This is a genomic window from Azospirillum largimobile (genome assembly GCF_977007025.2).
Map to the genome: position 1 here is coordinate 129,211 of NZ_CDRMUA020000007.1, position 13,451 is coordinate 142,661.

At 63.5% G+C, this 13,451-nt stretch carries 12 protein-coding genes; 6 read left to right on the plus strand and 6 right to left on the minus strand.

The window, feature by feature from the left end:
* Positions 1-50 precede the first annotated feature (50 nt).
* Both ACWPKK_RS29825 and ACWPKK_RS29830 read right to left on the minus strand, forming a co-directional pair.
* On the minus strand, positions 51-1,004 hold the full coding sequence (locus ACWPKK_RS29825; RefSeq protein ID WP_452011812.1) for a recombinase family protein: 954 nt from the start codon (positions 1,002-1,004) through the stop codon (positions 51-53).
* Between the two features lie 512 nt (positions 1,005-1,516).
* Positions 1,517-2,548 carry a tyrosine-type recombinase/integrase gene (locus tag ACWPKK_RS29830; protein WP_452011814.1) on the minus strand — a complete coding sequence of 344 codons (1,032 nt, stop codon included), beginning with the start codon at positions 2,546-2,548 and terminating at the stop codon, positions 1,517-1,519.
* 220 nt (positions 2,549-2,768) lie between these two features.
* On the opposite strand from ACWPKK_RS29830, the gene ACWPKK_RS29835 reads away from it, so the two are divergent.
* The 3 genes from ACWPKK_RS29835 (at position 2,769) to ACWPKK_RS29845 (ending at position 5,085) form a co-directional block, all read left to right on the plus strand.
* The gene (locus ACWPKK_RS29835) at positions 2,769-3,689 is read left to right on the plus strand and encodes a DUF1403 family protein (RefSeq protein ID WP_452011817.1); all 921 of its coding nucleotides are present in this window, start codon (positions 2,769-2,771) and stop codon (positions 3,687-3,689) included.
* A gap of 10 nt (positions 3,690-3,699) precedes the next feature.
* A complete protein-coding gene (gene scpB, locus ACWPKK_RS29840) occupies positions 3,700-4,521 on the plus strand; it encodes an SMC-Scp complex subunit ScpB (RefSeq protein ID WP_452011819.1) in 822 nt (273 codons plus the stop codon).
* A 345-nt stretch (positions 4,522-4,866) separates the two neighbouring features.
* On the plus strand, positions 4,867-5,085 hold the full coding sequence (locus ACWPKK_RS29845) for a hypothetical protein (protein WP_452011822.1): 219 nt from the start codon (positions 4,867-4,869) through the stop codon (positions 5,083-5,085).
* A 15-nt stretch (positions 5,086-5,100) separates the two neighbouring features.
* Here the strand turns inward: ACWPKK_RS29845 and ACWPKK_RS29850 are convergent, their stop codons facing one another.
* Positions 5,101-5,325, minus strand: coding sequence for a hypothetical protein (locus ACWPKK_RS29850; protein WP_452011825.1), 225 nt, complete (start codon positions 5,323-5,325; stop codon positions 5,101-5,103).
* Between the two features lie 102 nt (positions 5,326-5,427).
* Here ACWPKK_RS29850 and ACWPKK_RS29855 point away from each other — a divergent pair, with 102 nt between their 5' ends.
* Positions 5,428-6,108, plus strand: a complete 681-nt coding sequence (locus tag ACWPKK_RS29855; RefSeq protein ID WP_452011827.1) for a glycosyltransferase family 25 protein — start codon at positions 5,428-5,430, stop codon at positions 6,106-6,108.
* A gap of 268 nt (positions 6,109-6,376) precedes the next feature.
* Here the strand turns inward: ACWPKK_RS29855 and ACWPKK_RS29860 are convergent, their stop codons facing one another.
* The 3 genes from ACWPKK_RS29860 to ACWPKK_RS29870 all read right to left on the minus strand — a co-directional run bounded on the left by ACWPKK_RS29860 (position 6,377) and on the right by ACWPKK_RS29870 (position 8,310).
* Positions 6,377-7,048, minus strand: coding sequence for an RES family NAD+ phosphorylase (locus ACWPKK_RS29860; RefSeq protein ID WP_452011829.1), 672 nt, complete (start codon positions 7,046-7,048; stop codon positions 6,377-6,379).
* Positions 7,049-7,052: 4 nt separating this feature from the next.
* On the minus strand, positions 7,053-7,580 hold the full coding sequence (locus tag ACWPKK_RS29865) for an MbcA/ParS/Xre antitoxin family protein (protein ID WP_452011831.1): 528 nt from the start codon (positions 7,578-7,580) through the stop codon (positions 7,053-7,055).
* 490 nt (positions 7,581-8,070) lie between these two features.
* Complete coding sequence (locus tag ACWPKK_RS29870) at positions 8,071-8,310, minus strand: hypothetical protein (protein WP_452011834.1); 240 nt, start codon at positions 8,308-8,310, stop codon at positions 8,071-8,073.
* Positions 8,311-10,348: 2,038 nt separating this feature from the next.
* Here ACWPKK_RS29870 and ACWPKK_RS29875 point away from each other — a divergent pair.
* Together ACWPKK_RS29875 and ACWPKK_RS29880 are read left to right on the plus strand one after the other, a co-directional pair.
* On the plus strand, positions 10,349-11,587 hold the full coding sequence (locus ACWPKK_RS29875) for a hypothetical protein (RefSeq protein ID WP_452011836.1): 1,239 nt from the start codon (positions 10,349-10,351) through the stop codon (positions 11,585-11,587).
* A 323-nt stretch (positions 11,588-11,910) separates the two neighbouring features.
* Entirely contained in the window at positions 11,911-13,449 is a 1,539-nt protein-coding gene (locus ACWPKK_RS29880) for a GT-D fold domain-containing protein (RefSeq protein WP_452011839.1), read from the plus strand.
* Positions 13,450-13,451: the final 2 nt, after the last annotated feature.

A 13,451-nucleotide genomic window follows, 5' to 3' on the forward strand; every position in this document is an offset into this window, starting at 1 on the left:
TCGCGGCCGCTGGCGCCGCTGCCCCATACGCTGCCCGATCAACTCCCCGATCAACTCCCCTGCGGCGGGGCGGAAGCGGCCCCGGCCCCGGCTTCGACAAGGAGCAGTCCCTGCGCCCGGGCACGGTCCAGCAGGTTCTTGACCGACGCCGCCGCCCAGCTGCGCCCGCCGCGCGGCGTGGTCTCCCGCATCGCCTCCAGCTGGGCGCCGATGGCCCGCAGCGACAGCTTCGGGTTCGCCCGGGCGATGCCGGCGACCAGCACCATCAGCCGGTCGTCCCCACGAACGGAGCCGCGCACCGCCGGCGCCTTGTCGAGCAACGCCCGCTCCGCCAGCCCTTCGTCGACGAAGGCGCGGACGGCGCGGCGCAGCCGTTCGGCGGTCCAATGCCGGCCGGGGGGCAGCCTGGCGTTCACCGCCCGCGTCACCGCCGCCCAGGAGCGGGCCGGGGAGTGGGCCAGCCGGAGCCGCCGCACGGTGGGCAGCCATTCCTCCGCCGTCCGGGTCAGCTCCAGCAGATAGAGCTGGCGCTGCCGCTCGGCCAGACGCCGTGCCGTCGCCGTGTCGCCCTGCTTCAGCTTGGGATTGCCGCCGACCCGCCCCCGCGCCTTGGCGGCCATCAGCCCGGCCCGCGTGCGCTCGCGGATCAGCGACCGCTCGTACTCCGCCACGGCGCCCAGCATCTGCAGGACCAGCGTGCCGTGCGGGCTGGCGGTGTCGATCGGGCTGGTGAGACAGCGGAAGTGGCAGCCGCGGCCGCGCAGATCCTCGATCACCTCCAGCAGGTGGGCCAGCGACCGGCCGAGCCGGTCGAGCTTCCAGATCACCAGCGTATCGCCGCGGGCAAGACGGGCGAGCGTCCGCGCCAGCTCCGGCCGGGCGCGCGAGGCGCCGGAGGCCTTCTCCTCGAAGATCGTGGCACAGCCGGCGGCACGCAGCGCGTCGATCTGGGCGGCGGTGGTCTGATCGTCGGTCGAGACGCGGGCGTAGCCGATGAGCGCCATGGCGGAGTCCAGGCAGGTCGGGGAGCGGGCGGGTCTTTGTAAAGTTTCTGCAGATACGAGTAAACGACCGTTTCGGAGCAGACCGTTTTCTTTACAAAGGCCCGCCGAACGGGGACCGGTCGACCTGGGTTTGCCTCGCTCCTGCCGCTCGCATCCACAGCCGGCCGATGCCACGCGACAAGACGCCAAGCCGCTCCCTCGCCTTGTGCCTAGTGATCAAGGCTGTCATGGAAGCAGGCCGCACTGGGACAGTGACCACACTGCTCAGGATAGTTCGCATGGTTTCAATAGGATGAGGCAGTCGCCGCATCTCGCCGGGCGGACTTTTCGCGTGAACCGTCAACTTTTCGCATGAACCGGTTGGCAGAAGGGTGGCTGCAGGGAGCTCAGAACACCGGAAATCCGACTTTTCGCATCAACTGCCTTACAACGACACGCGCAGTCCAAAGCGTTTGAGGTCGTTGCTTCTCCCTTGACTGGAGATATGGCGCTGATGCGACTTCGAACCAGCCTCACAGACCTGCCGCCTTGGTGAGATTGATGCGGAAGCGGTCGCGGCGGCGCTGGTAGCGCCGGGTCATCTCGGCCGAGGCATGACCAAGGTGCCGTTGGACGAAGCGCTCCTCCGCCTCGGCGGCGGTGGCCAACCCGGCGCGCAGGGAATGGCCGGCGAAACGGTGGCGGCGCTCGCCCTCCGGCAGGTCGCCGCGAATGCCGGCAGCCAGGGCTGTCGCCTGCACCAGGCGGGCGACATGCTTGTCGGACAGCCGGTCGGTCAGAGCCCGCTTGCCGTCGCGGGCGATGCGGCGGAACAGCGGCCCATGGGCGATGCGGCCCAACTCCATCCAACGCGTCAGCGCCGTCACCGGGCAGCTCAGCGGCGTGCTGCCCGGCCCGACTTCGACCTCCCGCCAGCCGGTCTTGCCGCGGATGTGCAGGACCAGCCCGCCCTCCATCACCTCGACCCAGCCGCGGCCGTCGGCAGTTTCCTCGGCGCCATGGTCGAGGCCGACGATCTCGCTGCGCCGCAGCCCGCCGGCGAAGCCGAGCAGCAGGATGGCACGGTCGCGCACGCCGCGTAGGTCAGTGGTCAGACAGCCGAGCATGCGCAGCAGGTCGTCAGCGAGCAACGCCTCCTTCTGGACGGGTGGGCGGCCGTGGCTGCGGCGGATGCCGGCCAGCACCTCCTTGATGTGGCGGTCACTGCGGTCGAGTGGACAGCCCCGCTGGCGGAAGGTCCAGGCCAAGCCGGACAGGCGGCGCTCGACCGTTGCCGCAGAGCGCGAGCGGCGGCCAACCGATGCCGTCTCGGAAGCGAGATCGGCGAGATAGAGGCCGATTGCCTGCGGATCAGGCGGCAGCGGGGAGACGCCGCGGCGCATACACCAGGCGCTATAGTGGCGCCAGTCGGCGGCGTAGGCGCGCTGCGTGTTCTCGGCCTTGGCGTTGCGGGCGTAGGCCCGGGCTTTGTCGGCCAACTCGGACAGATGGTCGAGCGCTTGGTCTTGGGTCGTGGAGGGAGCAGGGACGGCGTCCGAGATCATGGTGGCGGGGCATCCGGAGCGGAAAAGCAGGTCCGCGAGTGTAGCCGGAGGCCGAACCTTTGTCATGTCCGATAGGGCAAGATTATCGGACATAATTGACGCATCCTTAGCTCCGGCGCTTTCCTGTGCTATAACCCGGAAAAAGCGCCGATCCCCGTCCGGCCGATCCCAAAAATGCTGTCCCCCCGCCTGCCCTCCTCCCCCTGCCCTGTCCTGGTCCATGACGCCGCCCTCCCCCACCGCCGTCCTCCCGCTGCACCTCCCTGCCTGGGCGACCCGCTGCCTTCCCGACCGCGGCGGAGCGGACCACCCCACCCCCGCCGGGCCCGCCCAGCTCGGTGCCGCCCTCGCCGTGCTTGATGCCGCGGTCACGGCGGCGGCCCCGCACGCCGGCGCCTGGGCCAACCGTCTGGCGCTCGCGGCCGCGGCCGCTGCCATTGCCCGCAGCGGGCGTCCCGAGGACGAGGCGGCCCTGCGCGATCTCGTTGCCCTCAGTCCGGCGCCGCCGGCCGGCCCGGCCGCTCCGGTGCTGGGCGCCCATCTCTGGCTGGCAGACGGTTCGCCGGTCCCCCGCTGGGGTGAGCTGCCCGCCCTGATCGCCGGGCTGGGCGCCCGCAGCGACGGCCTGCCGGACGCGCTCGCCCAGGCGCTCGCCACCGCCGCCGCCCTCCCCTGCCCCCTGGCGGCGGTGTCCGCCGCCCTCCAGCCGGTGCTGGCGGTCCGCCCCGACCGCAGCGCCCTCACGGTGTGGGCGGCCGACGTCGTCCTTGCCCGCTGGCTTGGCTGGCCCTTTGGCCTGCCGCTGGTCTCCCTCGGCCTGCCACGAGGCAGCATCGACCTCGCCGGCCTGGATGGAGCCAGGCTCGCCGCCGTGATACTGCGCGGCAGCGCCCGGGCGCTCGACCGCTTCGCCCTGCTCGGCCACCGCGCCGCCGCCCTGCAGGCGGTGCGGCCACGGCTGCGCGCCCGTGCCGCCGGGCGGGTGGTCGACCGGCTGCTCGCCCGCGACGCGCTGTCGGTGGCCGGGGTGCGCGACCTCATCCCCGAGCGCGCCGCCCGCCGGCTGTTCGACCGGCTGGTCGCCCTCGGCGCCATCCGCGAGCTGACCGGCCGACCCACCGCCCGCCTCTACGGGCTTTAAGCGAGGGACCATGGCACCGCCTCCCGCAAAGGCCTCTGATGACCTGCCGTTCGACCGGGCCTTGGCCGACCTGCCGCCCGAGCTGCGGTGGCGCGAGTGGATGAGCCGGGTCGAGGCGGTGATCTTCGCCTCGCCAACCCCGGTGCCACGGGCGGTGCTGGCACGGGTGGTCGGCGACGACTGCCCGCTCGACGCGGTGATCGCCGACATCCGCGCCGAGCTGCGCCCCCGGCCCTACGACCTGGTGGCGGTCGCCGGCGGCTGGCATCACCGCACCCGCCCCCACCTCGCCCCGGTGCTGCGGGCGGTGCGCCCTGGCGGCCCCGCCCTGCCCGCTCTCGGCCCCGCCGACCAGCTGCTGCTCGTCACCATCGCTTACCACCAGCCGCTGACCCGGCGCGATCTGGAGCGCCTGCTCGGCCGCACCGTCGATGCCGACGCTGTTGGCCGTCTGCGCGCGGCGGGGCTGGTGGGGCCGGGGCCGCGCAGCCCGCGTCCGGGGGCGCCGCTGACCTTCGTCACCACCGACGCCTTTCTCGACCAGTTCGGCCTGGAGAGCTTGGCCGACCTGCCGGACTTGGACGACCTGCGCGCAATGGGGCTGGCCGACACCGGGGTGCTCGACGGCACCCCTGCCGGGGCACCGGCCTCGCTGGAGCCGGTGGACCGAGCACCGCTCCCACCGATCCGGCGGCAACCCCGCGCCAGCCCATCGACCATCGACCTCACCGGCCTTCTCACCACAGTGGCCGTCACGTCGGCCCGTGTGACGGCACGGCTCCAGGAGTTGAGGTCTGATGCTGAAGCTGCCCCCACTGACGAGACCGGCTGACCGCAGAGGCGGTGAGGATCGGCGGAAGGCTGCGCCCCGCACCAAAACGGCAGACAGCAGTCTGGCTTTCCTCTTGTGCTCGCTTCAGTGTTGGCGGCAAAAGGAGCTGGGTTTTCTGGTCGTGGATAGCGTGGTGAAAACCTTGCGGAGCTTTCGCTTGGGTTTCAGCAGATCTTCTGGTTCCTCCCCAACCGCAGCGCCTGATGCTCCTCTTTCTTCTGAAAACACGCCTCTGCAGCAGGCTAGGGATCAACAGGGGACGCCGGATGGCGAAAGGACGCCACGGCTGCCGCGCCGTCCTGCGACCATGAAGCTGCCCTCACGGACACGACCTGCTGAGGGCAGGTGATCGACCTTGAGATTGGCTCCGGAAAGCCTGGCACCAGCGGAGTGGTTGCCGCCCGCTGGACTGTCGTGCTGGGACGGCGATGCGATGCCGGTGACCGAGCGCTGTTCGACCGGCTGGAGGAACCGGCCCTCACCGTCCGTCAAGCAGCTCGGCAGTTCGGCGGCAGCGTGTACATGGCGCAGAAGCCGCTGATCCAAGGATGTGGCCAGGATTGAGGGGCGTGAAAATTCTCAGGGAGAAAATGACACCAGGGCAGTGCCGACCGTGTCACCCAACTGGAATACGGTGCCGTTATAACGAACCAACCGTCTGTTCCACTTGGAAGCCGGTGCCTGCGAAGCCGATGATAAAATTGCACTCACTTCGATAATGGCAACCAGGTCAGGATTGAAGGTGCTGTGGGTGGTTTCCACCCGCCCGCCAAAACACAGAGCTTTGCTGTTGAGCACAAACATGACTCTGCCCCTGCTCCTATCTCAATAGTAAGTTGGGCAAGATTTGTGCGGGCTGACAGCTGACGCTTCAGTATGTGATCAAAAAGGAAAATGTGCCTTAAGATGAAATCAACTCTCAAAATTGCGCAATACTGCATATCTCTGACTGGATCATCCAGGCGCAAGAATTTCAAAGGAAGCGCTGATCGCTTTTTGCCGTCATTCGAGTTCTTTGATGCAGTTTCAGTTGAGGATCTCAGAAAAGGCTTTTTCATCGAAAACGTAAGGGTCGATGTCACCGATCTGCGCTGGACAGATTTTGAACGCCACGATCCACGTCGGCAGAACGGCCCACTGATGTTCACAGAGATCGCCTGCGCCTATTCGCATATTCAGTGCTGGCGTCAAGCCAGAGACAGGGGATTGGATTATCTGGTGGTGTTCGAGGACGATGCCGTTCCCTGCCGGAGCTTCGAGAACATCTCCATCCCGAAGGATGCCGACCTCGTCTACATCTCCGACAGAATGCCGCAGAACAGCAAGGGCGAAGCCGCTGGATATGGCTGCGGGATGGAAGGCTATATCATCAGCCGGACCGGTATTGAGAAGTGTTTGAAGATCTTCGAAATCGTCTACATGCCGATTGATCTTCAAATCCTCGCCCATCAACGATCACAGATCGCTTTTGGGCACAGCCTTGCGGAATATAGAAGGAGTCTTCAGGACTGCCAGTATATTTCAGCTCATGTGACGCCAACCCCCTATTGCCTAAATTCCGGTCAGGTTAAGTCGCAGATTTACTAGAAACGAAAACCCGTTCATTGGGTTGCGCACTGCGCGGTCAAACCCTTGCCCATGGGGGTGAGATTGACGGCGTGCCCGCGCCGCTGGGCGGGTCGTCGACCGGCTGGCCGCCCTCGGCGCCATTGTTGAGCTGACCGGCTGCGGCAGCCCCCGGCCGTCCAGGCGATGCTGAGGAGGCGGTAGGGCGAAGCCAAGTCGTGCGGCTGCCGGACCAGCCTGTGCGCCGGTCCAGCACGCGTGTCAGCATCGGATGGCTGAGGGGCCGTGCTCAGCGGTGCGCCTGCCGGCGCGCGACCACGGCACCCTCAACCGGCGCGGTAATCTGGTAATGATCCGCCTGGGTCACCTCCAGGATCAGACGCGGCCGATAGGCGACGGCATTGATGCCCCCGTGGTGGCGTAGGCTGTCGTAAGCGATGCCGGCAGCCTGCCCTGCCTGGCGCACCGCCTCGCCGAAGGCTTGAGCGGCACGGTAGTCTCCCGCCGCGGACAGGTCGGGCCGCACGCTGCTCTGGCCGCGGATGTCGAGGAAGTTGCCGTCGAGACGGGCGGTGTAGAGACGGTAGGTCAGCCGCATCTCGGCAAGCCGGCGGTGAACAGCTTCACGCCGGAGGTGATGGGCGACCTCGGCAATGGCCGTCTTGAGCGTCCACGCCCCGTACCAGGCGCCGAGATCGCCGCCGTTGAAGCGCCCACCGGCGGGAGCGGCGTGCAGGAAGGCGGCCATCACCACAGAGGCGTTGGGGACACCAAAGACCCACTGGTCGCGAGGAAGCCGGGCGACCCGTTCCTGGACCAGACGGTCGTTGGTCCAGCCCTCCAGTTCCATGACAGCCTCCAGATCGTCCGGCCGCGTCACGCTGTCGAAGGCGGGGATCGGTGGGAACTGCGACGGGATCAGGCGGTGCGTCGGGTGCGGTATGGCAATGGTGCTCGTCACGCTCTCACACGATCACGATGTCGTCGTCGCTATAGGGCGTGCTCGCCTCATCCAGCGGGCCGGGCGGTCCGAAAACGCCTCCGCGCGCGGCATCAAGGTAGCGTCGCACCAGCATGGGACCATCCATGGTGCCGTTGGTGACCAGGGCCATCGGCGGCTGACCGCCGAACGAGGGGGCATCGTGCGGGCCGGTCAGCCAGTCCAGACCGGCCGATCCCGAGCCGAACAGGATCATCAGCGCCTTGTGGATGCCGAGGACGGCGGAGATGCGCAACAGCACGTCGACTGGCAAGGTCAGTTCCTGGCCGTCACGCGCCTTGGCGGCCCAGCCGAAGTAGGTCGAGCGGCCGGGTGAGCCCAAAACCAACAGGCGCTCGGCCTCCGTCCAGCCCCAGCGGTCGGCGATGGCCAGAAAGGTCCGCAGACCCGGCGCGCTGAGGTGCCGACGCTTGGATGGGGCGAACCGGTCAGGGCGGAGGAGAGATGGTCCTGCGGTAACCGGGGCGGCGATGCGGTTGGCGCGAGCGGGCATGGCTGGGACTCCAGTGGTCCATAATTGGACTATATCGTCCAGATATGGACATTGTCAAATCCACCCATCGGCCGGCTCCGTCCTGCCATCACTTTGCCGATTGCCCCCTCGTATGAGGGCACCTTGGCTTTCCGCAGGGCCTGGACCTCCGCCGAGAAACGGGTATAGGCGCACCGTCTGCGCCAAGGCGACGGCGCAGCCTTCGTCCGGCTCGGTGCCGGCGACGACCTTCAGCCGAGAGCGGGCAGGCCCAGCCTCAGCCATCGGGGTCCTGCCGGATGCGGGAGGCCAGTCAGTCCCCCTCGCCGGTCGTGGGATCGTCAAAGCCGGACGCCAGCCCGGCCAAGGCAAAAAGGGTGGCGACGGGCTGGTTTATGGTCTGCGTCCTCGGTGTCGCGCATGGACGCTGATGCGAGGAGGCAGGTCTCCCCCTGGTGGGAAGAAGACCTCGCCACCAGGGGGACTGTGTGTCGCGCCTGCCTGTGTGTTGTCAGGCCAATTTTTTGATGAGGGTGAGGACAATGATCAGGGCGCCCAGCACGCCCACCAGCTTGAGCTGATTGTCCATCGCCCGTCTGAGGTCGAGGCTATTACGTCGTATCTCGCTGACGATCTCGGCTTTGGCCAAGTCGAGGCGGGCACTGAGCCTGAGCTCAAATGCGTCGAGCTTATGGTCGAGGGCGGAAACGCGGGCATCGAGCTTGTCGACACTGCCCTTCAACTCGGTCACGGAAGCCTCCATCGCGGACCTCTCTTGTCTGAGCCCCATAAGAACGCCTCGCAACAGGACCTGTTCAAAAGCCAGTCCCATAGCGTGGAACCAGCACGCCACGAACAGGGCGCCGTTGTGCCCCAGCTCTGCGATCAACATGCCTGCCCGCTGAAGTGTGCGGTGCCTGTCCAGGGGGCAAGGGGACGTTCACGCGCCTCCTGTTTCCATCATAGCGATTTTCCCGGAAACGCAAGCTCTCGCCCCATCCCATTCAGAGATCGGGGGGTGCGGCCTCCCCTGCGGCCCTCTGCTGTCGCGCCACCTCCTCGACCTGATGGTGGCTCGCTGCGAGCCCAGCCATCTTCGCGATCATCGTGCTTCGTGACGGCAGAGGGCCGAATTCCACTTCCAGGCCACTGATGAGCGCCCTTTCCCCAACCTACGCATCAGGAAAAGACGTCAGCGGGTTCGGGCCGTTCTGCCTCACAGCCCGCTCTCGTCCATCCGTCGGCAGTTTGCCTTCGGCCCGAAGACCTGACTTTCACCCATCGGATTGAGATCGTCACAGTCCGGCGTACCACGTGCGCCAGATAACGGTTGTGCTGGGATGGCGGTTCTACCGCGCGGACACGCTCACATTCCATGGAGAAGCGCGTTGCCAATACCCGAGCTTCGGCTCCCGCAGTGCTTTGGTCTCATCTTCAAGGGTCATTTTTCCTCAGGGGGTCGGTGCCAATATCTAACCATTGGCACTGGCTCACCCCCCCGTGCCAATGGGCGAAATTGCCCTATTAGACCTAAAATGGTAGGGTATCAGTGCCAATAATGAGTGGCACCGGCATAGGTACCGGTGCCAATGCTGCGACCATTATCGCAATTTCTCACCATTACAAGATGGATCGGCGCCAATAATGATTGGCACCAGCATGGGTACCGGTGCCAATGGCAACAGCTGCTCAACCTGCAAGTTCGCCTGCTTTCTCGACAGCTTCTCCAAACTCCACCGTCTCAGTGCCAATGCTAATTGGCACTGAGACCACTCCGGTGCCAATGGCCCTCTGACCTTGCATGGCATCGCGTAACCCTTGGACACTCCACCCTACTCTTCAGCGCCGTTTGCTCCTTCGACAGCTCTCGCCAAACAGCCTGCCAGAGGAACAATAGCATGAGCTTCACCCTCCGGTACCGCCAGAGCACTGCCAGAGGCACTTTGCGCCCGGTAGCCAGGGTCTAAGGCTGTGCTCCACCGCCTCCAATACCGCCAGAGCACCTCCAGTGCACTTTACTCCCAGGAGCCGAAAAGGGCGTCGATTTCCATCGTCTTTCGGTGGCGCGCCGAGCGCTTCGAAATTGCTGGCATGGCTCATAGGTTGCTGCAGTGAACCGCCAGAGCAACTTCCAGAAATGTGCCGCCATGCTCACCATCGGGCTCGACATTGGATACTCGACCCTCAAACTCGCCTTCGGAGAGGTATTGAACAACGGGTTGGCAAGGCTGTCTGGGCGACCGGCAGCTGGAAGTGGCGCAGGACCGAGCGCACATGGCGGGCGGCATCGGAGAGCTCCAGCACGTGGGCCAACAGTTCGTCTTGATGGGCATGGTAGAGGGGCTGAGCGTCAGCGCCTCGGCCGTGCCGAGTGAACCGCGGCCTGCTTACGGTCTGGCGCCGGGGGGCGAGCGTCGTCCTGCAAGCGGCTCCGATGGAGACGCCGTTGTTCGTCCTCGTCACAGCCGCCGAGGAACCGCGGTCCCCTCATTCAGAAGATCGCTGTCCGACAGCGCGGGAGACGGTTCCAGGCCGGATCGAGATAGACTTGCGAAGCGGACGGCCCGTGTTCTATGGCGCGGTTGCCCCCAAGGCTCAAGATAGGACGGAATATCGGCGTCGGAACTCCTGTTATAGGCTTGGCGCTATGGCAACGGCCGGGTGGTGGCGCGGGCCTACTCCTTTGCCCACATGCGTGATAGTATAAAACTTTGCATAAAAAGGAAATTTTAACAAAAACGGTCCGTCTTACCCTTAATTCGATGTTACATAAAAGGAAGTTTAAGATAATGATGACGCAGGTTCCACCCATTCCAGGCGTATATTCGGAAAATCAGGATCTGAGATTTGATCATATTTCTCCTGTCTATCAGTCTTTTATAGATAATTATCTAAAAATTTATGACTTAGATCCAAAGCGATTTTGCCGCCCTCTCCCGTTCAAAGATGAAATGTTCTTCAAAGCTATTTTGCCAAATTATGAGAATGATGCTTCAATTGGATGCTACAAATTTGTTGAATCTGTTCTTCGTCATTTTGATGCTTACCGACAGATCGTTGATGGTGCTTTTGGTGGATTTTCATCTTTGGGCTCCGTCATGGACTTTGCCTCCGGATGGGGCCGGTTGACCCGAGTGCTCGAGCAAAAACTGCGTCCCGAACAAATTTGGGTATCTGACATTTATCATGAGGCCATCAACTGGCAAGTCCAGAATTTCTGTGTGAATGGTGTTGTGTCAACATCACATCCTGATGCTCTATATCATGATACAAAGCACGACTTTGTATTTGTCGGATCTCTTTTCTCACACCTTCCAGCCACCTTGTTCAAGGCATGGCTCGCAAAACTCTATGGTATGCTGACACCAAGAGGGGTTCTGGCCTTCAGCGTCCATGACATGACCATCCTACCGGAGGGAGAAGGCATGGACGGCTCAGATTTCAGATACTATCGGTTCAGCGAGAGTGGATCACTTGATCCAGATATCTATGGAATGTCGTATGTGACAGAACCCTTTGTCGCCAGTGCCATTCATGATCTTCGACCCGATGCTACACTGAGTTGGCGACGTTATCCCAAAGGCCTTTATGAGAACCAAGACCTCTATGTTGTCGGTGCTCCTGGCCGAAGCGTGGAGAAAATGAATGTCTTTAGTCCACCTATGGGAGGTTTTGAAACGGCTACGCTGCTCACGAATGGCGATGTAGACTTCACCGGTTGGGCAATTGAACGGACACCGGGGTTCCAGATCAAGCGGCTTGTGGTGCATGTGAACGGCCGGGCAGTGTTGGCTTTCACGCCGACCTCATATCGCCCCGATGTTCTGCGTCATTTCCTCGGAGCCGCGAATACACCGGTCGGATGGCGCTTTAGGCTGCCAAGGCCCTCAACGCCACCAGGCGCAGTTGTACGGCTTCATCTGGAGAGCGGGTCCGGTCTCAGCGGGTATTGCTACACGCAGTTCCCTGCGGAGCATGCCATGACTTATTCCGGATGGTCACGCCGTGCACTGCGCGGAATGAAATAATGGAGAATTGTTTGCGGGTTGCGCATGGTTTTCCTTTCCTTGTACTGGTCTACGGTCCCGCTTCCAATTCCTCATCCCAATGCTGACAGCTGTATGGTCCCCCTTATACCAGCACACTGTAGCAGCTTTAGCCCACCCACATTGGCGTCATCGGCGCTGCGTCACCCAGCAGGAATTGCGCACACTTGGCATTCAGCGTAGTCAGATCGTGGTGAACCGGTTCAGGTGCACAATCTTCCCTCTCCTCCAGGCCCACTGCTTGCGACGTCAGAATCGCTCTGGTACAACGCGCCTCCTCCGCACAGGCCGGTATGGTGGGCGGCATGCAGCGCTACCTCAAATTTCCCGATGTTGCCGACGCTCTGCAGTCGGCAATAACGGACAAGCGCCCGTTCTCCTTGATTCGGCTAGGAGATGGCGAAGCCCGAATCATGGGGTATCCGACGCACAGCAGCTGGCTGTCAGTGTCGGAGATGATGAAGGTGTGGTTCGGCCATCCCTTCTTTTCCGACACCGCTATCCAGCAGATCCAATTGGACCTCAAAGCGGCTTGCCTCACGGCTGACATTCTGGGGTTGCCTGATCCGGCGGCTGTGTCGGAGGCGGATCGCTCCGACTCCTTTAAGGCCGCTACCCTGTATGCCCGTGAGTTCGGTTATCTTCCCGAAGCCCCTGTTCTTACCTCTCCTGGCGTTCACGTTGCGCTTGAAGCGCATAAGGCATACGAACGCCTTTTCAGCGGTTTGGACGAGGTGGTTTTGATCACGTCGCGCGATGTGGCTGCCACCGTTGCCAACCGCTTCAGCATCCACACGGTCACTCCTTTCCTTATTCCGCCCGAGATGCAGTATTCCGACCTTTCGGCAGCTGCGAAGTTGGAACAGACGCTGCTCACACCCCATTTCCCGACTCGCTACTTGGAGGTTGCCGCATTTATTGGCGACCATGTGCGGCGCCGGCCGGGCGTGCCTGTCCTGGTCGGGGCCGGAATTCTCGGCAAAATCTATTGTTGCTGGGCGAAGTCCGTTGGCGCGATCGGCATCGACATTGGATCGGTTTTCGACCTCTGGGCTGGATTGCGGACGCGGGCAAACCCGATCTTCAGTTCTGCCCGGCTGGTGCAGGATCCAAGCGGCCGTCCCCCTTGGCTGCTCGGGCTAGGGGATGATGGGGAGGCCCCCCCTGTTTTCCCTTCTGAGACTGCCGTTCCGTTGCCAACGAACGTCCTGCCGCAGGAAGCACCCAAGGTCACTGAGAATAAACAGACCATCCTAACATTTGACGGCAGTGTCCGCTCTGATGGTTTCGCCAAGCCTATGCAGTTTCGATGTCACGTTGACGGGGTTTTGATCGGTGGCTTCCCGGCTGGCGACCTCATTGGCATCGCCGTTGTGGAGCAGCCGGATGCTGGAACTGCCCTACCCCCGCAGGTCGGCTTCCGGGTGGCGTTCGCGATGGATAAAGAGTTTTTGCCAACTGGCCACAGCGTGACGCTGGAGGCGCTGGACCGACGGGGCGACTGGGTTGCGGTCGATGCTTCGAGTTCGCATTCGGCCTTTGCCTCTGTTGTCTGCGTTCGTCACCGGGTAGTGCGCTTTGCCGTTCCGCCGGAGGTCGGAGCAGGGCAGAACCGGGTGCATGCCATACTCCGCCTGCCCGATCTCATCGTGGCCGGGTATCACGAGGACGATAGACTGACCCCCCTGCCTCCTGTTGAGCCCGGATGGGATGATGGGAGCGTGCTCATCCGTGTCGTTATCAGTCTCTCCACTCTGTGCAATGATCAAGCTGGCTTTCTGCTGCCGGCGTCCTGTGCGGACAGAGCGCGGTTGGAGTTTTTTTACCCTCCACAAGGCCAATAGAT

Excerpts from the sequence above, each read along its gene's own strand:
- ACWPKK_RS29880 (WP_452011839.1), top strand. The coding sequence starts at position 11,911 with ATGCAGCGCTACCTCAAATTTCCCGATGTTGCCGACGCTCTGCAGTCG.
- ACWPKK_RS29855 (WP_452011827.1), top strand. The coding sequence starts at position 5,428 with ATGAAATCAACTCTCAAAATTGCGCAATACTGCATATCTCTGACTGGA.
- ACWPKK_RS29875 (WP_452011836.1), top strand. The coding sequence starts at position 10,349 with ATGATGACGCAGGTTCCACCCATTCCAGGCGTATATTCGGAAAATCAG.
- scpB (WP_452011819.1), top strand. The coding sequence starts at position 3,700 with ATGGCACCGCCTCCCGCAAAGGCCTCTGATGACCTGCCGTTCGACCGG.
- ACWPKK_RS29850 (WP_452011825.1), bottom strand. The coding sequence starts at position 5,325 with ATGTTTGTGCTCAACAGCAAAGCTCTGTGTTTTGGCGGGCGGGTGGAA.
- ACWPKK_RS29825 (WP_452011812.1), bottom strand. The coding sequence starts at position 1,004 with ATGGCGCTCATCGGCTACGCCCGCGTCTCGACCGACGATCAGACCACC.
- ACWPKK_RS29830 (WP_452011814.1), bottom strand. The coding sequence starts at position 2,548 with ATGATCTCGGACGCCGTCCCTGCTCCCTCCACGACCCAAGACCAAGCG.
- ACWPKK_RS29865 (WP_452011831.1), bottom strand. The coding sequence starts at position 7,580 with ATGCCCGCTCGCGCCAACCGCATCGCCGCCCCGGTTACCGCAGGACCA.
- ACWPKK_RS29835 (WP_452011817.1), top strand. The coding sequence starts at position 2,769 with ATGACGCCGCCCTCCCCCACCGCCGTCCTCCCGCTGCACCTCCCTGCC.